Raw genomic sequence first — 22,107 nt, forward strand, 5'->3', positions numbered from 1 at the left:
TACGACGAAACCAGAAGGGGATGACTACTCGGCGGGAGCGGCCTCGGCGTCGCCCTCGGCGGCCTCGGCCTCTTCTTCCTCTTCCTCTTCTTCCTCGGCCGGCAGGTGCACGAACGCGACGACGGCGTCTTCGTCGGAGATGAGCGTGGCGCCCGTGGGGAGCACGACGTCCTTCGCGCGGATCTGGTCGCCGTCTTCGAGGCCCTCGATGGAGACCGGAAGGTTCTGCGGGATGCTGGTGGCCTCGACCTCGAGCAGGAGGGTCTTGGTGTCCAGGTCGGCGATGGTGCCGGGGGCCGACTCGCCGTTCAGGTGCACGGAAACCTCGACCTGAACCTTCTCACCCTTGCGGATGACGATCAGGTCGAGGTGCTCGATGATCTGGAGGAACGGGTCCTTCTGGACGTCCTTGACCAGGGTCAGGTGGCTCTTGCCGTCGATGTCCAGCTCGAGGACTGCGTTCGCGCGGCGCAGCAGCAGGCCAATCTGGTGCGCGGGGAGCGCGACGTGAACCGGGGTGGTGCCGTGGCCGTACATGACGGCGGGGATCTTGCCCAGCACGCGCAGCTTGCGGGCAGCACCCTTGCCGAACTTCACGCGCAGGTCGGCGACAATCTTGTTGGTGGCGTCAGCCATGGTGTTTCTCCTTGCGGACCGCTACGGCCCAGATCTGGTTTGCGGACGATGCCCGCAAAGGTGGGTACTGGTTCATTTTTCAACTCGAACGCGTGTCAGCGTGAGGAAAGGCCGTGAAGCATTCCGCCGCGTCGATAACGGATGCCGCACCCTCGGTTTCCCGGCGGGCGGCAGCCCTCGCCGAAGTTCAACTCGTAAGTCTAGCGGAGGCGACGGCGCGCGGCGAACGCGCGCAGCGGCATCCGTCACCGGCACCGCCCGCGTCACTCCACGTCACGGCCATGGGCCGAGCGACTAGCCTTGAAGGAGTTCTGAGAACAGATAGCTGAAGGAGCAAACGTGGCCGAAACCGGCGCAGCACAGGCAAACATTGGCGTAGTGGGACTGGCGGTGATGGGCTCGAACCTCGCCCGCAACCTGGCCAGCCGTGCGGGCAACACCGTGGCGGTGTTCAACCGCTCCCCCGAGCGCACCCGCCTGCTCACGACCGAGCACCCCGAGGCCGGCTTCGTCGCCTCAGAGACCATCGAGGAGTTCGTGGCGTCGCTGCAGAAGCCGCGTACCGCGATCATCATGGTGCAGGCCGGTGCGGGCACGGATGCCGTGATCAGCCGACTGACCACCCTGTTCGAGCCCGGCGACATCATCGTGGACGGTGGCAACGCCGACTTCCAGGACACCATCCGCCGCGAGAAAGAGGTGCGCGCCACGGGCGTGAACTTCGTCGGGGCCGGCATCTCCGGCGGCGAAGAGGGTGCCCTCAAGGGCCCCAGCATTATGCCCGGCGGCTCGGTGGAGGCCTACAAGACCCTCGGCCCGATCCTCGAATCGATCGCAGCCGTCGTCGACGGCGTCCCCTGCGTCACTCACATCGGCACGGATGGCGCCGGTCACTTCGTCAAGATGATCCACAACGGCATCGAATACGCCGACATGCAGCTCATCGCGGAGGCCTACGACCTGCTCCGCAAGGTGACCGGGCACTCCCCCGCCGCCATCGCCGATGTGTTCACCGAGTGGAACGAGGGTGACCTCGAGAGCTACCTGATCGAGATCACCGCCGAGGTGCTGCGCCAGGTCGACGCCAAGACCGGCCTGCCATTCATCGATGTCGTGCTCGACGAGGCCGGCTCGAAGGGCACCGGCGTGTGGACCGTGCAGAACGCGCTCGACCTGGGCGTGCCCGTCGGCGGCATCGCCGAGGCCGTCTTCGCCCGCGCCGTGTCCAGCCATCCGGAGCAGCGCGTCCCCGTGCGCGCCGCCATCACCGCGCGCCCGGAAATCGCCGTCGTCGGCCACACCTTCCAAGACGACGTGCGCCAGGCGCTCTACGCGTCGAAAGTCGTTGCCTATGCCCAGGGCTTTGACGCGATCATCGCCGGTGCGAAGAAGTACGGCTGGACCGTGGACAAGGGCGCCATCGCCACGATCTGGCGCGGCGGCTGCATCATCCGGGCCCAGTTCCTGAACCGCATCGTCGACGCCTACGCCAACGACCCGTCGATCGCCTCCCTGCTCGCCGACCCGTACTTCGCCCAGGCCGTCGCCGACGGCGAGTCGGCGTGGCGCCGCGTGGTCTCGACGGCGGCACTGTCGGGCATCCCGGTTCCCGGCTTCGCGTCGGCGCTCAGCTACTTCGACTCGCTCGCGAGTGAACGGCTCCCCGCCGCACTCGTGCAGGGCCAGCGCGACTTCTTCGGCGCGCACACCTATAAGCGCGTCGACATGCCCGGAACCTTCCATACCCTGTGGTCGGGGGACCGCAGCGAGATCAAGACCGAGGGCTCCTCGCACTAGAGCCGCTCCTCCGGTGGCGCAACTGTTGCCGGAGCGGACGAGTGTTGCCCGCACACCGGCAACAGTTGTCCGCTCCGGCAACAGTTTTATGCGCTGGCAACACCTGTGTGTCAGCCGGCAGATTATCGAAGGACCGGGAGGCCTGCGGTTGTGAGGATGCGCAAGAGCGAACCGCGCTGGCGCACATCGGAAGGACCCCAGCGGGCCATGCGATTGCCTTCCGAGCGGAGGTCATCCTCGCGCACCTTCTCCCGGGTGACCGCCTCCCCGGGCGTGAGTCCCCGGAGATACTCCGCCTTGAGGTATTTGCCCTGCCCGTCGAACTCCCCGATCAGACGATAGGCCGGCCACTCGAAGTCGGTGAAGTAGAAGCCGCCTCGAGGGTTGCGATGGCACGTCTGCAGCAGGGGATCGGGGAAGCCCAGCTCGAAGATCGCCACACGACTGAGCGATTCACCCGGGTTGTCCGCATTGGGCCGTCCGAAGCGGATGGCCCGTTCCGCCTTCACCCACCCCCGGGGCGACACCGACTCCTGGAGTTTCTCGCGCAGCACCTCGTCCGTCAGGAAGACCTCCGGGGATGCACTTCGCGGATTGAGGGCATGATCGATCGCGACGACGGCTGTGGCGAAACTCCTGGTGCGCGCCAGGTCGAGCAGGGTGCGCGCGGGACTGGTCACGAGCATCCCGTCGATGTCGACGATGTCACCGTCGGGAACGTCGATGCGGTGGACCGTCACGCCATTCTTGCTCCGCGCCCGGGACTGCGGTGGTGCGAGCACGTGCACCGTGCTCGGCCAGGCCTCGGCCAGGGGAATCCCCCACACGGCCGCCGCCGATTGATGGCTGATCAGAGGGTCGCGCATTCGCGTGGCGACGACCGCGCGGATCTCGGCGAGGTGCCTCTGTCGCGGTGGGAGCGGCCCCCAGTGTTCCGTCGTGGTGAAGACACCGCGGCGTAGCCGTAGTGCACTCCTCCCGAACTGCGCCTCGCGCCGAAAGTGCCGGTCGTCTGACTCTGTGGCGGCGGCCCCGCCCGAGAGGTACAGCCCGGTGTGCTCGTCGATTCGCGCGTCAGCCATCTGCCGAGGTTCGCGGTGTGAAGCGGGTACGGTGCCGCTCCCCCGTGTTCCGTGGGGCCCGCGCGGCCCGGGGAGCCTGGGGAGGGGTGGCCGCGTCGCTCCCGGCGGAACAAACGTTGCCGCAGCGGACGACTGTTGCCCGCACACCGGCAACAGTCGTCCGCTGGGGCAACTGTTGGGGAGGTTCAGCACGAAGCAGCCTTGTTTGCGATACTGGGAGCCTGATGACGAGCGACGACCACCCCGAACTCTCCGGTTACGAGCCGCTGGATGCCGGCCGGCCCCTGCGCAGTCCGCGCACCCTCCTGATCATGCGCATCGTCGTCGTGCTCGGGCTCGTGGCGCTGATCGTGCCCGGCATCCTAACGAGCGTGCAGGTGGCGACGACCACGGCCGCCAATGCGTGCAGCGTGGCCACGGCTCGGTACTATCCGGGCGCCGTCGACTTCGACGCCCGCTTCGAGCTGAACGGTCCGGGCGGCTTCGGCTGGCAGTGCTACGCGATCGATCTGAACGAGCGCGAGACATATGTCGTGCCGCTCGGCATCATTCCCTCGGCGCCCCGGGCGCCCAGCACCGAGATGCCGGCGTAGACCCGGTCCCGATCAGGACTGAGCCCCGACAGACTGGTGGCCGGTCACCGACATCCGTCGACGACCGGCCGGGGTTCGCTGTGCGAAGGGCCCGCGGCTATGCGGCGCCCTCGAACATCGAGGTGACGGAACCCTCGTCGAAGACCTCGTGGATGGCCCGTGCCAGAAGCGGCGCGATCGGCAGTACGGTGAGCGTGGGGAAGCGCTTCTCCTCGGGGATCGGCAGGGTGTCGGTGACGACGACCTCGGAGATCGCGGGATTCTGCAGCAGCTCCAGCGCCGGGTGGCTGAACACGGCGTGGGTGGCGGCGACGACGACGCCGATCGCGCCGGCGGCGCGCAGGGCCTCGGCGGCGAGAACGATTGTGCGGCCGGTGTCGATCATGTCGTCGACGATCAGGCAGACGCGACCCTCGACCTGGCCGACGATCTCGTGCACGGAGACCCGGTTGGCGACCTTCGGGTCGCGACGCTTATGGATGATGGCCAGCGGGGCGCCGAGCTTGTCGCTCCAGATGTCGGCGACGCGCACGCGGCCCATGTCGGGCGAGACGACAGTCAGGGTGGCCGGGTCGAGCTTCTCCTTGAAGTGCTCGAGCAGCACGGGCATGGCGAAGAGGTGGTCGACGGGGCCGTCGAAGAAGCCCTGTATCTGGGCGGCGTGCAGGTCGACGGCCATGATCCGGTCGGCTCCGGCGACCTTGAACAGGTCGGCGATCAGCCGGGCCGAGATCGGCTCGCGGCCGCGGCCCTTCTTGTCCTGGCGGGCGTAAGGGTAGAACGGCGCCACGACCGTGATGCGCTTGGCGGAGGCCCGCTTGAGCGCGTCGACCATGATCAGCTGTTCCATCAGCCACTCGTTGATCGGGTCGGTGTGCGACTGGATCACGAAGGTGTCCGAGCCGCGCACGCTCTCATCGAATCGCGCGTAGATCTCGCCGTTCGCGAAGGTGCGTGCGTCGGTGTGAACGAGTTCGGTACCAAGTTCCGTGGCGATGTCCAGTGCCAGTTGCGGGTGTGCTCGCCCCGAAACCAATACAAGTCGCTTTTCGCCGCTGGTCTTGATTCCAGACACCTAGTCTCCACTCTTTGCCGCAGCCGCCGCCGCATCGGTTCCTGGGCGGTTGGTCTGTACCCAGCCGTCCATATTGCGTTGTGGGGCCACGGTGAGGCCCAAGGCCCCGGCCGGCACGTCCTTACGGACGATTGTTCCGGCACCCGTGTACGCCCCGTCCCCAATCCTAATCGGCGCGACGAACACGTTGTGCGACCCGGTGCGCACGTGGGACCCGATCTCACTGTGGTTCTTGGTCACACCGTCGTAGTTAGCGAAGATCGTGCCGGCCCCGATGTTCGATCCCACTCCCACGGTCGCGTCGCCGACGTAGCTGAGGTGCGGCACTTTGCTACCCACGCCGATGGTCGCGTTCTTGGTCTCGACAAAGGTACCGATCTTGCCGTCAGCGCCCAGATTCGTGCCCGGGCGCAGATAGGCGAACGGACCGACGGATGCGCCGGCGCCGATGACCGCGAGCGTCGCATCCGTGCGCTTCACCACCGCGTTCTCGCCGATTTCACAATCGAGGAGGGTGGTGTCCGGGCCGATCACGGCACCGGTCTCGATCACGGTCGAACCGAGGATCTGCGTGCCCGGCCGGATGATGACGTCCGGAGCCAGCTTCGCCTTGAGGTCGATCCAGGTGGTGGCAGGATCCTGCACGGTCACGCCGGCCAGCTGCCAGCCGTAGACGATGAGGCCGTTCAGCTGGCGCGCGGTCTCGCTGAGCTGGGACCGGTCGTTGATGCCGGCCACCAGCCAGGCGTCGGCGACCGGCACGGCCCGCACTTCGGCCCCGGCCTGGCGCAGCAGCCCGACCACGTCGGTGAGGTACTTCTCTCCCTGCGCGTTCTCGGTGGTGACGTTGGCCAGCTGCTCGCGCAACTCGGCTACGCGGAAGACGTAGACCCCGGCGTTCGTCTCGGAGATGGCACGTTCCTCGGCCGTCGCATCCTTCTGCTCGACAATGCGGTCGAAGGCGCCCTCTTCGGAGCGCACGATGCGGCCATAGCCGGTGGCGTCTTCCGGAAAGGAAGAGAGCACGGTAGCCGAGACGTCCCGGTCGCGGTGCGCGGCGACGAAACTGGCCAGCGTGGCCGCGTTGAGCAGCGGCACGTCGCCGCTGACCACGAGCACGTCGCCCTCGAAGTCATCGGGGAGAGCGGTGATGGCCTGCTCCACGGCCCGTCCGGTGCCGGGCAGCTCGTCCTGGTCGACGATCAGGCTCTCGGGCAGGTCCTTGCCGACGAGGGCGGCCAGCTGGTCGCGCTCGTGGCGCACCACGGTGACGACATGTGCCGCTTCGAGGGCGCGGGAGGTCGCCAGCACATGGCTGAGAATGGGCAGACCGGCCAACTCGTGCAGTAGTTTCGGAGTGCTTGATTTCATGCGGGTGCCCTGGCCGGCGGCCAGCACGACGATTGCGAGTCGGGAATCAGTCACGGGGTTTCCTCTAGCTTCGGTGGAGCCGCCCGGGGAAGACCGGATGGTGACGCCATGCAGTGCTCCGCCGCCAGGACTCGAACCTAGACCTAACAGCTCCAAAGGCTGTCGTGCTGCCATTACACCACGGCGGAATTCGTCGACCGCGGGCCGACCAACGGTGACAAGTCTGCCAGATATCGCGCCGATAGCGCGCCCCGGCGCTCCTGGGACGCGCTCCTGCGCCGGTTGGCGTGCCCGAGCGGGATAATAGACGGATGCCCGCACATGACGAAGTCGACCGGATCGTTGACGCCTGGCTGCGCGAACGGCCCGACCTCGACTTCGCACCGCTTCAGGTGCTGTCGCGCGTGGCCCGTCTGTCCAAGCACCTGGACCGCGCCCGCCGCACCGCGTTCTCCCGCTCAGAGTTGGACTCCTGGGAGTTCGACGTGCTCTCGGCGCTGCGCCGCGCGGGGGCACCCTACGAGCTGAGCCCGAAGGCCCTGCTGCAGCAGACGCTGGTCTCCAGCGGCACGATGACCAACCGGATCGACCGGCTCGTCGAGCGCGGGCTGGTCACCCGGCGCACGGACCCCAATGACGGACGCGGCATTTTCGTGGGGATGAACCCGGCCGGGCTCACCCGGGTGGATGCCGCCATCACCCGGCTGGTCGACGCCGAGGCCGAATTGCTCGCCATGCTGTCGCCGAGTGAGCAGGCCGGTCTCGCGACCCTGCTGCGCAAGCTCAGCCTCGGCTTCGACTGAGTTATTTCGCGATCGAGGCCTTGGGAAAGTCCCGCCAGGTGCGGAAGAAACGCGCCTCCACGGCGGCGGCCCCGTTCTGTTCCACTGCGTGCAGCCGACCGTAGCTGAAGGCGTTCTCACCCTGCAGGTACGCGGCCATGCCGAGCCGGAGCAGCTTCTCCCGGGCGACGACGCTGTCCTGATGGTCGCCGAGGGTGTCCTGCACCTGCCGGGCCGCGGCTACGAGCCGCACCGCTCGGCTGCGCCGCAGCGGCGTGGCCGTCTCGGCCGCATAGCGCAGCTGCTTGGCCCGTTTGCGCGCCTCGTGCAGCGCCTCGTCGCGCACAGCGCCCGACGGGGTGCCTTGCGCCAGGAAAACGGATGCGCGCAGCCGCTTCCAGTCCGCGCGGATCAGTTCGGGGATGACGATGCTCGCGGGCTTGTCCGCCGGAGGGAGCAGCGGCGGGGCGGCCAGCACGGCGTCGAGTGTGTCGAGCAGCCGGAAGTACCGCTCGGAGTCGAGGGCGGCGAGGGTCTGGCTGCAGGCACCCCGGATGACCGCCGCGAAATGTTCGTCGATGCGCTCCGTCAGCGGACCCACGACGAGTTCGGCCGGTTCCTGCCCGAGCCGGTGGGCGAGGCGCTGCCGGATCACCTCCGCGTCCCGGGCGGCGCCGAGCGAGCCGGCCAGCCAGCGCAGCTCGTTGCGGAGAGGCCCGGTGACCGCGGTGTCCAGACAGTCCCGGTAAGTGGACAGGACCGAGCGCAGGCGGCGGGTGGCCACGCGCATCCGGTGCACGCCGTCCACGTCGTTCTCTCGGACCCGGGCATCCTGAGTGCCGATCGCCCGCACCTGTTCGTGCACGTACTTCAGCAGCACGGCACCGGCGGAGCTCTTGCGGGTCGGCCGAGGTACTGGGACCGTGACGAAGGGCGGCAGAGCGTCGCCGAGGGCGCGGGCAAGTTTGGACGGGGTTCCGGATGGCTCCACGCCGACCGACGCGAGCCGCACCTGGGCGGCGTCGAGCAGGTCGCGGGAGCCGTGCACGAGCTCGACCTCCCATTCCCGCCAGGTCTGGCTGAGCGGCTCCGGCGCGAGCCGGTCGGCCTGCACCTCGTCGTCGCACACCTCGGCGAGCACCTGGTCGTCCTCGCCGACGAGTTCGTGCACCGTGCGTCGGGTGCGCAGCCGCACCACGGGCACCAGTGTGCGGCCGCGGAGCACCGCGCGCACGAGGTTGAGGATGGCCTCCGGGATGTGCTCCGGGTGCTCGCCCAGCGGCTCCCGAATCTCGCGACGCTCGTCAACGGCGACCGGGAGCTTGAGGTGCCAGCCGGCGTCGACTCCCCCGGTGCGGCGGCGCAGGGTCAGCCGCCGGCTGGCGAGGACCAAGTCGATGCTGTCGTAGTAGAGGGCATCGAGGTGGTGCTCGACGGGCGGCTCCACGTGGGTGACGCCCGGCAGGTCGTGCAGGGGCGGCAGCGTCGTCGCCGGGTTGACGTCGAAAGTGCGTTCGATCTCGGCATAGCCAGCGGAAGTCATGCTTCAGTGTAATTCGGCCAGGCGGCCCGGAGGGGAAAAGCTGACCCCCAGTTTCCGGCCGGTTCTCAGATCCCAGGCCGCCGATCGTTACCCGAACCGGCCGTTGACGTAGTCCGCGGTGCGCGGGTCGATCGGGTTGCCGAACATGGCGTCGGTGGGTCCGTGTTCCACGATCCCGCCGGGCGTGCCCTGAGCGGCGAGGAAGAAGGCGCAGTTCTGCGAGACGCGCTGCGCCTGCTGCATGTTGTGGGTCACGATCACGATGGTCACCTCCCGGGCGAGTTCGAGCATGGTCTCCTCGATCACCCGCGTCGACGTGGGGTCGAGGGCCGAGCACGGTTCGTCCATGAGCAGGATGCGCGGAGTCACCGCCAGGGATCGGGCGATGCACAGGCGTTGCTGCTGGCCGCCGGACAGCCCGCCGCCCGGCTCCCGAAGACGGTCCCGCACTTCCTTCCACAGGCCGGCCTTGGTCAGGCAGCTCTCCACGAGGTAGTCCTTCTCGTCGTTCGAGGCACGCTGGCCGGTGAGGGTGAGGCCTGCGATGACGTTGTCGTAGATCGACATCGCCGGGAAGGGGCTGGGCTTCTGGAAGACCATCCCGATGTGTTTGCGGGCGTCGACGAGCTTGCGTTCCGGGTCATAGATGTCTACGCCGTCGAGGAGCACCTCTCCGGCCAGGCTCGCGGAGGGAACGAGCTCATGCATCCGGTTCAGGATGCGCAGGAACGTCGACTTGCCGCAGCCCGACGGCCCGATCAGCGAGGTGATGACGCCCGCGGCCATCACGAGGTTGACCCGGTCGAGAACCTGACGCTCGCCGAACCAGGCGGAAACGTTGCGGCCTTCGAGGGTGGCCAGTGGGGCGAGGTCCCCCACAGCCGCGTGGCCCGGGGCTTCCGGGGACAGGTCCTGGCCGGCCGGGCGTTTGTGCCACGGCACGGACAGGCGACTCGTCACGGTCGGCACGGCGGATCGAGCCGGCGGGCGCAGCCTGCTCTCTCGCTGCCGTGGCGCCTTCTGTAGCGGCAGCACCTGCGTCGCGTCAGCGTTGATCATTTCGTCGTTCATGGACTCCATCGTTTCTACAGCAGGTTCGGAAGCAGGCGCACCATCTGGTCGGCCACGAACAGGCCGCCCACGGTGACGACGGGGAGGAAAACCGTCCAGGTTTTGCGGAGGCCGACGCGTCGATAGGCCCACACGGCGGCAAGCTCGACCAGCAGCAGGAACTGCAAGGCGAACACAAGCGCCCACACCGTTCTGGTGTCAGTGGCGAGCTCCCGGTCGACGGCAGGCAGGGTCACGAATGTGGTCGCTCGGACGCCCGCCGGTTTCGTTTCCGAAACGAGCTCAGCATCCACCCGGGCGATCCCGCTCGGCACAAACGCGGGGCCGCGAGCCGTCACGAGGATCAGGCGGCTCTTCCCCGCGCCGAGGGGAGCCGGCATGGGGTCACCCGCGTACCGAACGCCGAGAACGGAGAATTCCTGACGGCCCTGCCCGGTGATGACGGTGAACTGCTGCCCCGGTCGTAACTCCTGCAGTCGGGCGAAAGGGCCGCCGTAGGCAGCGGCGCGGCCCATGATGACGCTGTAGCCGGCCTGGCCCGGCAACACGGTATCGCGGCGGTGGCCCGGTCCGGCACGCAGGGTACCGGAGTCGGTTCCTTCGACGACCACCTCGTGCACCCCGATCGAGGGAATGTCGATCAGCGCCACTGGGGCTCCGGCCTCGAGCAGAACCTGGTCCACGGTGCCCTCGCTGACCGGGGCCGTGCCCTGAGCGAGCTCTGCTCGCAGCGAGTTCGTCAGCTGCTGCTGCGAGACGAAGTGCTGCACTTGGCCGAAAATTGTGAGGTTGGCGAGAAAGCCGAAGATGAGCACGGCAACGATCGTGAGCGTGGTGCGGATGGCCTGATCGCGCGCGCTCAGCTCCACGAATGCACGCGGGGGCACGGGCATGCGCCGCGGCGGCGTTGGCAGCTTCGGTCGCCGGAGCGTTGTGGCGACCGTCACGATGTGACCGGCCCGTAGCCGAGTGCGAGGTCGGGCAGTGGGCGTCGCGACCGGCGGAGCCGAAGCAACTGGCGCACCGCCAGGACGAGCGCTGCCAGGAGCATGAGCATCGCCGTGAGGAACCACGGCAGGATGAGCGTGAACGAGTCGCGGGTCAGCGACCAGAGAGCCGTGCCAGCGATGTCCACGGGCGGAGTCATCGTCACGTGGCCTCGGAAGAAGGTCCACTGGCCGACATCTTCAAAGGTTGCCCTCATGGTGCGTGTCTCCCCCGGTGCGAGGTTGGCAACCTCGACCGTGTCGAGCGTCTGGACGGGCAGGTTGATCGCATTGTCGAGCCAGAACCGGAGGCTCGAGGTGATCGGGGCGGTACTGACGTTCTTCATCGTGAACTCCAGGGTCAGGTCCCCGCCCTCCGGCCCGATCTGCGGAGCGGGTAGCACGGTGAGCCCGCTGACATAGAAGAAATCGTGGATGTTCGTCGGCTCCCCGCTCATACCGCTAGGCCCATTCGTGGCAGCCTCGGCGCTCGCGGGGGTCGCGGTGAGCCCGGCAAGCCCGCAAATCAAGGACATTGCGATGAGGGTCACGGCCGTCAGGCGGGGCGCGGCAGTGGATGTGAGCACAATTAAGTTAGTCCATTCCAGGTTTCGGCATGCTGGACGCAGAGCAAACGACGGGGAAACGCGATCTCGCGCGCGAGCACCAATGCACCGACTCAACAGACGCATAGACGCCGACGAACGCCCGAAGACCACGGGACAACTCGTCCCGTGGCCTTCGGACGTACGGTGTGCTGCCTACTTGTCAGCGCGGCGGAAGCGACGCGCGATAATCACGCCGGCCCCGGCCGCGAGGGCGAGCATGCCCGAAGCCAGCAGCGGAAGGGTGTTGGCGGTTCCGGTCGACGCGAGCTCCTTGTCGGCCTTCGTCGCTGCGGCAACGCGCTCTGACGAGCCAGACGCCGGGTTGCCCGACGAGCCGGAGTTGAGGCCCGGCGTCACAGCAGGAACCGCAGCCGGCGTCGCGGTCGGCGTTGGCGTCACAGTCGGCGTCGGCGTCGCGGTCGGCGTCGAAGTCGCGGTCGGCGTCGGAGTCGGAGTCGGAGTCGGCGTCGGCGTCGGCGTCACCGGCACATCGGCCTGCGGCAGGAACGTGAAGGCGCCGGTGACCGGAACGACGCTGATCGTACGGTAGAAGGCGGCGGTCACTGTGACACCAGAGTTCATCGTGCACGCGAGGCCCAGGCTGTAGTTGCCGCCGGCGTTCCTGGCCGCAGTCTGGGAGTTATTGATGAGCGAGATCGGCGCGAGGGTCGGGTTGAGCACGTTGCGTGTCGCTCCGTTGAACGCGAGGGGCGCGTACGCCTTCCAGGTGAGGACGGTGTTTTCGGTTCCGGGGGTGGCCAGGAAGGCGAAGATATTCGTTGAGTTCGCCGGGCAGGTGAACTCGCCGTTGATGTCGCCCTGAGTGGAGGAGCCGAAGAGGTCCTCCTTCCAGCCCCAGACGTAGCCGTCCGACTTCTGGACGGCATCCGTGTCGTACATGTAGACGGGAGCGGCAGAACCATTCGTCTGCGTTGCGGCTGTCGCGGCACTCGCCGCGGCCGTGGCTCCGGCGACCAGAGCGAGCGAAACGACGCCGGCGGCGACGAGACACGACTTCTTGTTGATCTTCATTTATTTACAGTCCTGTTCTTGGGCGGAGGTCACTTGGAGATTCGAACGGCGGTGGTGGTCGAGGGTGCGAGAATGCCGAATTTTTTCTTCAACGAACCGGCTTTGGCGGCAAAAGTCGTCTGGGAGTTCGTCAGGCTGGCGCTTTTTGTCGGATCGAGCAGGTCGGCCAGAGTCGAGTCATATGCGGCATTCGTCGGGTCAACTCGTGCGTACTGAACAACGAGGTACGTGTCGCGTCCCCAACGAGAGTCGGCGTAGTAGGCGGCCACCGGGGCCATCGAGGTGCCGGTGCCTGTCACGGGGGTGGTGCCTGCGACCAGGGAGCCCAGGACCGTGGTGTCCTTCTTCTTGGGGAAGCTCGCACCAGTGTTCATGGCGACCCAGCGGGACACCGACATAGGCGCGACAGTGTTGATACCCAGGTCAGAGGCGTCGTGCTCCTGACCCACGGTGACACACGAACCCAGGGTCGAATCCGTGACGCCGATTTTGGACATGAAGTCCTTGCGCGTTCCGGAACCGGCCTGCGGGATGACCGGTGTGACCTTCACTCCGCCGAGGGTGGTGACGCTGCAGGTGTAAAGACTCGTCATGGTCGCGGTGTCGATGGTACCGATGCCGGCTGCCGTCGAAGCGCTGTCATACGCGTAGGCGATCGCGTCGCGACCGAAAGGCACCTGGATCAGGCTACCTGCCGGGTCGACCGTGCCTGATCCGGACGAACGGGCGATGTCGATCTGCCCCGTGATGACGACGCCCGCGGGCGCGCCGACGGTTCCGGACGTGTACGGGGCGCCGTCAATGGAACGGAGAAGGGCCGTGCGCCCGTCGCTTGAGCCATTCGGGCGACCGAAACGCACACCGGAGGACTTCGTCGTGATGAACGGGGTGCCGGTCGCGTCGAACGAGCCGATGCTGTTTCCGTTGGCTGTCGAACGAACCGACGCGCCCGAAAGGCCCGAACCGTTGGCCAGGGCGCTGACGACGTCCTCGAGGGTGTCGGAGCCGACGATGGAGTAGCTGTTCGAGACGGGCTCGGCGTTAGCCGGGCTGACGATGACAAGGCCGGAGATGGCCACGCCGACAGTTGCGCAGAGCGCAAGAGCCTTCTTGGTGTTCACTGGGGTGCCTTTCGTGGGTGATGCAGGAGACGGATCCGGATGGGTCCCTCTTGTCTCAGCGCTACGGTCCGAAGCGGGGAACCCGCGCGAAGCGTCACGTTGGGCGCGCATCAGGATCGTCTCCGAACGCGCGAAATAAAGGGGACGCCGCAGGCGGCGAGCAGGCCGGAGAGCAGCCCGGCCGGCACCGCCGCGCGTACCGGTCCCATGACCGGGTCCGCGGGCGTCGGTCTCGCCACCAAGGGGTCGACGACGGTGCCCGTCGCGGCCGGGTCGACCGCGGCGTCGGCCACCACCGGCGCGGCTTGAGCCTGGAACTCTGCCGGACCGTAGGTTGACGGGGTCGGCACATAGGCCGGCCTGTCGACCGCAGGGGCAGTCTCGGGCATGGCCATTGCTACGACCGGGCTGCCGCCCTGTTCGATTGCGGTCGCGGCGGCGAGCGCCTGGTCCACCCAGCTCTTCGGGAGCGGGGTGTAGCCGCGCGGCAGCTGCCCGATCTCCGTCCCAGGTACCTGGCCTGCCACCACCGCGTACCGGATCAGGTTGGCGTAGATGGCCCTCTGGGCGGCATCCGTTTGCAGCGGATTCAACGCGGCATAGACCGGCATCGTCATTGGGTACGCTGTGGCGGCAGCCTTGGCGCTTGGGTTCGCCGGGTCGTATTCGAGCACCTTGGGGTTTGTGCTGGTCGGCACCATGGCGGCGGAGGCCGCGAGCATGGACTCCGGCGATGGCGCCACGAACGAGCCCGCTGAGTTCTGCAATGACGCCGTCACCGTTTGGTAGCGAGCGGCCGCGGCTGCGGTGGTGACGCCAAGCACGCGCTGGTTGCCCACCAGGCTGCGCACGCTCTTGCCGAACTTCGGCGGGACGCTGGTGGGGTTCCAGTCGCCGAGCTCCTGCCCGTCGCCGCGCAGGGTGAGATACGCGCCGCTCTCGAAGTCGCTGGTGTAGGGGCGCCAGGTGACCAGGTTCACTGCCGTTGTTCCGGTGCCGGCAGCGGCCGCGGGCCGCTCCAGTGGATCAGCCTTCGGAAAATTCGTGCGGGGAATCGTCATGGCCGTCCCGGACGGGTTGACAGCGGCATTGGTGGACGACCAGGGGTTGACTTTCATTCCCCACGTGTCGGGCGTTCCGTTCAGGAAATCGACGGCGGCGGGGTCGGAAAGGACGTAACGCCACAGTTGCTGGGCCTCGTCGGATCTCCCGGAGGGAAGGAGCATGTCTCCCAGGGACGGCCCGGTCAGGTCCTGGTACTTCCACTCATCGTCGTTGACCGCCAGAAAATCGGGGTCGACCATGAGGTTGCGCGCGTTCGCGCCAGGGTTCGCGGAGTCGGTGTAGCCGAAGAACTTGAGGGAGTCCGACGTGGCCGGCGCCCCGGAAGGCAGTGAGTCGAGATACGAATTAGTGAGGAGCTTGGCGACCAGGCGAGGCGTGAGGTTCAGTGACGTGAACGCCTCGGTATTCCTGGCCTTGTATTCCTGGGGAACTGCGCCAACCGGTTTCACCCGGCGGTCGATGGAGAACGAAACTGCGACGCCGCTGAGGGCGATCGGTGCGTATGCGACGGGATCGACCCTGTCGGTTTGCAGGGGACGTGAGGTGAGAGCCAGCGGGCTGGGTGTCGTGAGGCTCGCCGCGGCAAGCGCGTCCTCCTCGTTGCCGATGCTGAGCGCGAAAGAGGAACCCGCCGCACCGGTGCACACTTTGGGTTGCCATGACCCGATCGCCGCGGCGACCAGTTCGCTTCCGGAGAGCTGCTTCTCGGCCGAGCCGATGGCGCAGCGCTGGCCGATGGGCTTGAAGTCCAGCTTGACGGCCACACTGTGCTTCCAGGAGTCCCACAGCAGGCCGGACTTGGTGATGTAGGACTCCCCCGCGTCGCTTTTTCCGCGCGGGATGACCACGAGCCAGCAGGATTTTCCGGAGACAGAGCCGTCCGCGGCGGTCACGGGTGTGCCACAGCCCAGGCCCGGGGACTGCATCGCGGTCTGCACCTCGAATTTGACGGAGCCGTCGCCACTGTCGCTCGATCCGGCCCAGGGCACCTCATTCGTCGTGTACTGGGTGTAAAACTCGTTGGTGGCCAGGTCAACGCCGGAGATGCCGTCGGGCAATGTGACCCCGGTGTCGGACGGCGAACCGGTGGCCTTCTGCACGAGGCCCGTCAGGGGATCCACGACATGATGCGTGAGAACGTTGGCCGAGTCGGCGAACACCGACGAGATCGAACCGCCCGTGGATGCGCGGTAGGGAATCGCGGTGAACGCCGGAATGGTGAACCCGTTGGCGGGAGATGTGTACTGCGCGTCCTGCGGGGCCACCTGGTCCTGGCTGACCGCGGTGTCGCGGGTGGACGCGGCCTTGCCGGGGAAGCCGCCGTACTGGCAGGTCGTACGATCCGGGCGGCTGGAATCCGTCGGGTCGTCTCCCCAGCACTGCGCGATCTGGAGGAAGTCCTGACCTCCCGAACTGCCATCGGGCCGCTCGGACTTCGTGCCTCCGCTCCAGTTGACGACGATCCCCTGGGAAACGAGGTCCTCGGTTTGGGACACGGTGACCTTGAGGTCGGGGAAGGGGGCGGTGGCGACGTCCGGGTCGTAGCCCCTCGACGCGACCGTGACCGCGGTCGACGTGTCAGCGGATGCTGCAGAGGGAACCAGGGAGCCGAGCGCGGCGACACCCACGCCGACCAGCAGACCGACGACGATTCCGCTGGCGCCGGCGCGGGCCCAGAGCGCGTTCTTCGGGGCGAACGTGACGCGCTTCACTTGGTTCCTGCCTTCGCGACACGCGGTTTGAACCGGCCGGCGAGCACCGGCGGCAGCACGGCGGCGGCCAGCAAAAGAAGCCCGGCGACGAGCATGATCGATTGCTGGGCGCCCCACCCGCCTTCCGCCAACGTGAACGGTGCGGCGATGGCCGTGCCGACCACGCCGGTTGCCGTGGCGCCGACCGTGGACACGAGGGCGCCGTTCTCGTCGTACACGGGCGAGGCCACCGCGCCTGATGCCGCATCCGTCCCGCCTTGCGCCACCGCACCTGTTCCCCCGGACCCTGCCGGCGAAGCCGTTCCCCCGGCAGTTGTCGCGGCGGCTGAGCCGGCCGCGCCACCACCCGATCCGCTACCGGACACGGCCGTGTCTGCCAGCGCCCCGGCCGTGCCGGTGGTGCACTGGTTGGCCCCCATCTTGTCGCAGGCGGCCGGCTGGAGAGCCGTGGTGGCCAGCAGGTTGCTTGACGGGGAGTCACCTGGTTTGAATGTCGGGTTGTTGCATTTGTTGATGTCGACGCCGCTGGCATCGGCGCCTGGCACTCGCTTGATCTGGTCGAAGCCGGCCAGCACAAGGTTCATCGGCAGAGGCGAGTAGCCCAGGGCTTCGGCCTGCTGCTGCCCCTCGCAGAGCATGTAATGTGCGAAGGTACCGAGGGTCAGGCCCTTTTTGGCGGTGAAGACGCCGCCGACTTCGGTCGGCACGATCATGTAGGAGTAGCTCGCGAGTGGGTAGGTGCGGGGGTCCGCGTTGTTGTACACGCCGTCCAGGATCTGGGTGAGGTAGGTAGGCCCGGGTGTGGTGTTGATGGATGCCTTCAGCAGTGCGACGGCCACGGAATTGGCCGTGGGTTCCGTGTAGTAACCCGCGGCGTTGAGCACCTTGGCGACGGGGAAACCGGAGTTCTTGGCGTAGGAGTACTCCACGTAGGTGATCGCACCCTCGCCGTAGTCCTGGCTCACGTAGCCGGCGACGCCTGAGGATCCGCTTTGCGCCTTGGCGTTGCCGTAGGTGGGGAACTGCGAGGTGAGGCCGCAGGGGGCAGACCGGCCGACCTTCGTGCAGAAGGAATTCCAGAGGGCCGGGTGCTGCTTGGACATCCAGAGTGTGAATTGCGCCGTGGAGCCGGAGCCGTCCGAGCGAACGACGGGCACGATACCCTTGTCGGGCATGGCCAGCCCGGGGTTGTCGGTCGCGATGGCAGGGTCGTTCCACTTCGTGATGGCGCCGGTGAAGATCTTGGTGATGACCTCTCCGCTGAGCCGAAGGTTTGTGACTCGCTTGCCGCCGATTTTCAGGTTGTACATGAAGGACGTGCCACCAGCCACGATGGGCATGTAGGCGTAACCGCGGGCAGGCACCTCGGGGGCCGAACCGTCCTCCGGGGCGGTCTGGAACGGGATCTCGCTGACGGCGAAGTCCACGTTGCCCGCGACGAAGTCACGGCGCCCGGCCGATGAGCCGACTCCGGAGTAGTTCACCGTCATCGCGTAGTTATTGGCAACATTCTTGCGCCACTGGTCCAGGGCGTTCTGCGACCAGGTCGAGCCGGTACCGGTGATTTGGTCGTAACTCGCTGCCTGGGCAGCTGGCGCCGTGAAAACGCTCAGCAGCACAACGACGAGCGCGAATAAGGCTCGGACTGTGCGAATCTGTCGGGTTTGCGGCGTCACGAGGACGTCTCCTTCGTGGTGAGGTCGGTAGGTGAACTGGTCGGCCGGAGCATTGAATTGGTTCCGGTGATCCCCGGACCGAGGTCACCCCGTACGCTCATCCGTTGCAGGTCCCGCTCCGATGCGGCGTCGACGCGCAGTCGCCGCCGACGGGACAACTGGCCGGGACCGGTGCCGCCAATGAGTCGAGCAATGGCGAAGAGGGTGAGCACCAGGAGGATCAGGACGGCGGCCGTGCCGAAACCTCGGGCGATCATGGTGGGCTCAGGAGACTTGACGAAGTCGAAGACCTGCAGCGGGAGGGAGATCATCGGGCCGGCGAAGGGGTTCAGGTTGGTCACCGCGGTGACACCCGAGGTGAGCAACACTGGGCTGGTCTCGCCGATGCCGCGGGCTGTGCCCAGGATCACGGCCGTTGCCAGTCCGGGCCGGGCGGTCGGCAGCACGACATACCAGATGGTGGCCCAGCGGGAGGAACCGAGGGCATAGGCGGCCTCCCGCAGGTTGCCGGCGACCAGGCGAAGCACGATATCCGAGGCCCGGATGACGATCGGGAGCATCATGACGGTGATCGCCATGGCCGCGGCGAAGCCCGACCGCTGGTGCGTGATCAGCACGATGATCGCCGAGTAGACGAACAGGCCGGCCACGATGGACGGCAGCGCGGTCATCGCATCCGAAATGGTGCGCACGAACCTCGCGAATCGGCCACCGACCTCGTTCAGGAACAGGGCGGTCGTGATGCCGAGCGGAATCGTGACCGCCAGCGCCATCGAAATCTGCATGAGCGTGCCCAGGATCGCGTGCACGATACCGCCCAGGTCGAGGCCGTCGAGGGGTCCGGCCAATTCCATGCTCTGGATGAAGAAGTTCAGATGAGGCAGGGCTTCCTGCCCGCGTATCAGAGTGAACGCCACGACGAAGACCAGGGCGCCGAAGAGCACCACACCGGCGCTTGATAGCAGCACCGCCATCACGCGGTCCTTGACCTCCTGCGCGTCGCTCGTGAAGCTTACGAGCAGGGCGTAGAAGCCAAGGAACGCCAGATACGCCACGAGCGCCCAGCCCACGCCGCCGGAAAGCGGAGTGATCCAGCCGAAGAGGAGCACCGCGACGGCGATTCCGGCTGCGGCGGCACCGAGAACGTTGAACCGGTCGTCGAGCCGGGCGCCGCGCACCCGGCGTCGCGGTCCGATCGGGGTGCCGTCGTAGGCCGGGATCGTCGTGGTGTGGGTGTCGTTCGTCGTGCAGGTGCTGGTCGCGGCGTGCGTGATGTTGGGTGCGTGCGTGATCGTCATCAGTCGCTCTCCGCCCCGGATCGAGACCGTGCCACGATCGACGAGGCCGTGAAGTTGATCACGAGGGTGATCAGGAACAGTACGAGTCCGGCTGCCATCAGCGCGGAGAGGCCGAATGAGCTGGATTCGCCGTAGCGGAGGGCGATGAGCGCGGAGACGGAGTTGGTGCCGGTCTTCAGCACCTCCCAGTTGATCGTGAAGATCGGCGAAATGATCATGTAGACGGCGATGGTCTCACCGAGAGCACGGCCGAGGCCGAGCATGGTGCCGCCGATGATGCCGCCACGACCGAAGGGCAGCACGACCGCACGGATCATGCCCCAGCGCGTCGACCCGAGCGCGAAGGCGGCCTCGCGCTCGCCGATCGGCGCCTGGGAGAAGGCCTCGCGCATGACCGACGTCTGGGTCGGGACCACCATGAGGCCGACGACAATGCCGGCGATGAACGCCGAGGAGGTGAACGCGCTGGCCTCGGTGAGCGCTTGCCCACTGGCGTCCGCCACCCGGAACAGCGGGATCCAGCCGAAGTAGCTGGAGATCCAGGTGGCGACCGGGATCACGTTGCCCTGCAAGAAGAAGACGCCCCAGAGGCCGAAGACCACGCTCGGCACGGCGGCCATCAGGTCGACGAGCGTGACGAGCGTGGAGCGCATCCGGCCCTGGGCGACCTCGGAGATGAGCAGGGCCGTGCCGAGGGCGAGCGGCACGGCGACGCACATCGCGATCACCGCGATCGTGATGGTGCCGAACAAGACGGATGCGATGCCGAATTTCTGCGACTCCGGCGACCAGTCCTGCTCGACCAGAAAGCTGAACCCGGCGACGCCGAGGGCCTCCGAGGCACGCAACGCCAGGAACACGCCCACGGCGAGCATGATCGCCACGGTGATGCAGCCGGCGAAGTAGGCCACCGAACGGAACACCGAGTCCGAGACCGAGGGACGTGCTGTCAGTAAGCGGCGCGGGGACGAGTCCGGGTTCGCCGGGTCGACCGTTGGCGGCTCGATCGCAGGCGCGTCGAAGAGGGTCGAAAACGACATGGGTGTCCTTGCACATTCGGGTGTGGGGAGCGGAACGAACGCGGAGGTAGCACGTCCGAGACACATGTTTGGGGCGCTTGGTTAACACTGAGCGTCGATTTGTCCAGCTAGAGGTGGACGCGTAGTGGAGAGTTGAGCGCGCGGGATTGCACCCGGTGCAGGACCGGGGGCCCCGAAGAGGGCGCCCGCACGTGGGCGCGCATTACGGCGGCAGCCGAGTCACGGGAGAACGGCGGCCGCGCGGTGAGCGCGAAGTGGCGTGCGCCACCGAGCGGTTTAGCTCGCTACGTTTATATACGGCGTCACCGCGCGCCCGCCACCGCGGCGTAGGTATTCGCGGTCGCGGCAACGGTGTTCACATAGGATTCGACGTGGTTGTACGCGAACACGGCGGCGCGCCAGCGATCGGGCCGGGACAGCTCGCCGTAGTGGCAGAGGTAGCGGCCGGCGGCGAGGGCGGCATCGTCGATTTGTTGCGGGTCGTCGACGCCGTCCCCGTTGCCGTCGGCGCCCCATCGCTGCCAGGTTGCCGGAATGAATTGCAGGGGCCCGACCGCGCGGTCCCATTCGGTGCTGCCGTCCCAGACTCCGCGATCGGTGTCGCTCATCGCGGCGAAAGCGCTGCCATCGAGTGCGGGGCCGAAGATGCCCGGGCGGGCGGCGCCATCCGCTCCGAGTGCCGAACCGTCGTGGCTGCCGTGACCGGATTCGACGTTGCCGAGGGCGGCCAGGGTACTCCAACCGAGGTGGCAGCCCGGTTGTTCGGCCGCCAGGGCCAGGGACGCCCCTGCATAGCCGAGCAGGGCGCGCACTGGGATGCCGGCCGCTTGGGCGACGCGGGTGGCCCAGGCAGGGTCGGCGAGCGCCGCATTGCCATCAATCGGAGGCGTAACCGTCGGCAGGGCAAGCGTGGCGGGCGCTGGTTCGGCCGCGGGCAGCGATCGGGCAACCTCTGGCGGCACGGTGGTGATGACCGCCGACGCGGCCGGTGCGAGACTCGCCCGCACGCCCTCGGGTGCCTGGAAACCGGGTACCAGCCAGCCGAAGACCAGCCAGCCGACCACGGAGAGGCCGGCAACCGTGGCGATCATGGGGGTTCCGCGGTGCTTGCGCACGGTCACCAGGACAGGGCCCGTTCCTCGTCGGAGAGTACCCGGTTGCCGCGCTGCCCGGCCTCCGTGGCATGACGGGCGTCCGCACCGACGAGCGCGCTGTGGAAAGCCTCAATGGTTCCAGCCGAGGCCTCGCGGCTGGTCGACGCCGCGCCATACCAGCGCCCTGCAGTCATCACGACTACATCACCGACGCTGATCACCCACCCGTGTGTGCCGGCCTTGGGACCCGTGACAACCGTGGCGACCATCGAATCGCACTGGCCCTTGAGTTCGAGGACGTGGGCTCGCGCGCTGGAGAACGTTGCGTAGACGGAGGAGCTACGGCCGAGCTCGCGCCGGTTCGAGGCGAGCAGTCGCCAGATACCGGAGTGCCGCGGCGCTCCCGTGAGCAAGGGACCGGCGCGGTGCCCGTCACGCACGGCGACCGCCCTAACGGGAGTGCCGACATTCTGCACGCTCTCACGGAAAGCCACCCATCCATGCAATCGGGGGTCGGCGGCGGAT

The 22,107-nt window shown here is 67.5% G+C and carries 19 protein-coding genes and 1 tRNA gene; 3 read left to right on the forward strand and 17 right to left on the reverse strand.

Annotation, left to right across the window (positions count from 1 at the left end):
* Positions 1–24: 24 nt before the first annotated feature.
* On the reverse strand, positions 25–636 hold the full coding sequence (locus E3T34_RS15420) for a 50S ribosomal protein L25/general stress protein Ctc (RefSeq protein ID WP_134343487.1): 612 nt from the start codon (positions 634–636) through the stop codon (positions 25–27).
* Between the two features lie 393 nt (positions 637–1,029).
* Between E3T34_RS15420 and gndA the strand changes: the two genes are divergently transcribed.
* Entirely contained in the window at positions 1,030–2,433 is a 1,404-nt protein-coding gene (gndA, locus tag E3T34_RS15425; protein ID WP_241977432.1) for an NADP-dependent phosphogluconate dehydrogenase, read from the forward strand.
* Positions 2,434–2,555: 122 nt separating this feature from the next.
* Here gndA and E3T34_RS15430 read toward each other — a convergent pair whose 3' ends face one another.
* On the reverse strand, positions 2,556–3,515 hold the full coding sequence (locus E3T34_RS15430) for a hypothetical protein (RefSeq protein ID WP_134343489.1): 960 nt from the start codon (positions 3,513–3,515) through the stop codon (positions 2,556–2,558).
* 224 nt (positions 3,516–3,739) lie between these two features.
* Here E3T34_RS15430 and E3T34_RS15435 point away from each other — a divergent pair, with 224 nt between their 5' ends.
* Positions 3,740–4,108, forward strand: coding sequence for a hypothetical protein (locus E3T34_RS15435; RefSeq protein WP_104100825.1), 369 nt, complete (start codon positions 3,740–3,742; stop codon positions 4,106–4,108).
* Positions 4,109–4,205: 97 nt separating this feature from the next.
* Here the strand turns inward: E3T34_RS15435 and E3T34_RS15440 are convergent, their stop codons facing one another.
* The 3 genes from E3T34_RS15440 to E3T34_RS15450 form a co-directional block, all read right to left on the reverse strand.
* On the reverse strand, positions 4,206–5,183 hold the full coding sequence (locus E3T34_RS15440; RefSeq protein ID WP_104100824.1) for a ribose-phosphate diphosphokinase: 978 nt from the start codon (positions 5,181–5,183) through the stop codon (positions 4,206–4,208).
* A complete protein-coding gene (glmU, locus tag E3T34_RS15445; RefSeq protein WP_104100823.1) occupies positions 5,184–6,608 on the reverse strand; it encodes a bifunctional UDP-N-acetylglucosamine diphosphorylase/glucosamine-1-phosphate N-acetyltransferase GlmU in 1,425 nt (474 codons plus the stop codon).
* 62 nt (positions 6,609–6,670) lie between these two features.
* Positions 6,671–6,742 (reverse strand) — tRNA-Gln (locus E3T34_RS15450).
* A 123-nt stretch (positions 6,743–6,865) separates the two neighbouring features.
* Between E3T34_RS15450 and E3T34_RS15455 the strand changes: the two genes are divergently transcribed.
* A complete protein-coding gene (locus E3T34_RS15455) occupies positions 6,866–7,357 on the forward strand; it encodes a MarR family winged helix-turn-helix transcriptional regulator (RefSeq protein WP_104100822.1) in 492 nt (163 codons plus the stop codon).
* A 1-nt stretch (position 7,358) separates the two neighbouring features.
* Here E3T34_RS15455 and E3T34_RS15460 read toward each other — a convergent pair whose 3' ends face one another.
* The 12 genes from E3T34_RS15460 to E3T34_RS15515 all read right to left on the reverse strand — a co-directional run bounded on the left by E3T34_RS15460 (position 7,359) and on the right by E3T34_RS15515 (position 22,076).
* Positions 7,359–8,879, reverse strand: coding sequence for a CYTH and CHAD domain-containing protein (locus E3T34_RS15460; RefSeq protein WP_134343490.1), 1,521 nt, complete (start codon positions 8,877–8,879; stop codon positions 7,359–7,361).
* 87 nt (positions 8,880–8,966) lie between these two features.
* A complete protein-coding gene (locus tag E3T34_RS15465) occupies positions 8,967–9,740 on the reverse strand; it encodes a phosphate ABC transporter ATP-binding protein (RefSeq protein WP_198412300.1) in 774 nt (257 codons plus the stop codon).
* A 224-nt stretch (positions 9,741–9,964) separates the two neighbouring features.
* Positions 9,965–10,837, reverse strand: coding sequence for a sortase (locus E3T34_RS15470; protein WP_241977431.1), 873 nt, complete (start codon positions 10,835–10,837; stop codon positions 9,965–9,967).
* Between the two features lie 56 nt (positions 10,838–10,893).
* On the reverse strand, positions 10,894–11,487 hold the full coding sequence (locus E3T34_RS15475) for a hypothetical protein (protein WP_206750603.1): 594 nt from the start codon (positions 11,485–11,487) through the stop codon (positions 10,894–10,896).
* A 210-nt stretch (positions 11,488–11,697) separates the two neighbouring features.
* On the reverse strand, positions 11,698–12,576 hold the full coding sequence (locus E3T34_RS15480; protein ID WP_134343493.1) for an LPXTG cell wall anchor domain-containing protein: 879 nt from the start codon (positions 12,574–12,576) through the stop codon (positions 11,698–11,700).
* Positions 12,577–12,605: 29 nt separating this feature from the next.
* Positions 12,606–13,697 (reverse strand): hypothetical protein, encoded by a 1,092-nt coding sequence (locus tag E3T34_RS15485; RefSeq protein WP_104100817.1) that lies wholly within the window; start codon positions 13,695–13,697, stop codon positions 12,606–12,608.
* Positions 13,698–13,807: 110 nt separating this feature from the next.
* A complete protein-coding gene (locus E3T34_RS15490) occupies positions 13,808–16,474 on the reverse strand; it encodes a hypothetical protein (RefSeq protein WP_134343494.1) in 2,667 nt (888 codons plus the stop codon).
* Complete coding sequence (gene pstS, locus E3T34_RS15495; RefSeq protein ID WP_166785916.1) at positions 16,471–18,150, reverse strand: phosphate ABC transporter substrate-binding protein PstS; 1,680 nt, start codon at positions 18,148–18,150, stop codon at positions 16,471–16,473. Before pstS ends, E3T34_RS15490 begins: the two co-directional genes overlap by 4 nt.
* Positions 18,147–19,448, reverse strand: a complete 1,302-nt coding sequence (gene pstA / locus E3T34_RS15500; protein ID WP_134343495.1) for a phosphate ABC transporter permease PstA — start codon at positions 19,446–19,448, stop codon at positions 18,147–18,149. Before pstA ends, pstS begins: the two co-directional genes overlap by 4 nt.
* Entirely contained in the window at positions 19,448–20,488 is a 1,041-nt protein-coding gene (gene pstC / locus E3T34_RS15505; RefSeq protein WP_134343496.1) for a phosphate ABC transporter permease subunit PstC, read from the reverse strand. Before pstC ends, pstA begins: the two co-directional genes overlap by 1 nt.
* A gap of 302 nt (positions 20,489–20,790) precedes the next feature.
* Complete coding sequence (locus tag E3T34_RS15510) at positions 20,791–21,603, reverse strand: lytic transglycosylase domain-containing protein (RefSeq protein ID WP_241973040.1); 813 nt, start codon at positions 21,601–21,603, stop codon at positions 20,791–20,793.
* 2 nt (positions 21,604–21,605) lie between these two features.
* Positions 21,606–22,076, reverse strand: coding sequence for a hypothetical protein (locus E3T34_RS15515; protein ID WP_134343497.1), 471 nt, complete (start codon positions 22,074–22,076; stop codon positions 21,606–21,608).
* Positions 22,077–22,107: the final 31 nt, after the last annotated feature.

Source organism: Cryobacterium sp. TMT1-62 (assembly GCF_004403145.1).
GTDB lineage: Bacteria > Actinomycetota > Actinomycetes > Actinomycetales > Microbacteriaceae > Cryobacterium > Cryobacterium sandaracinum.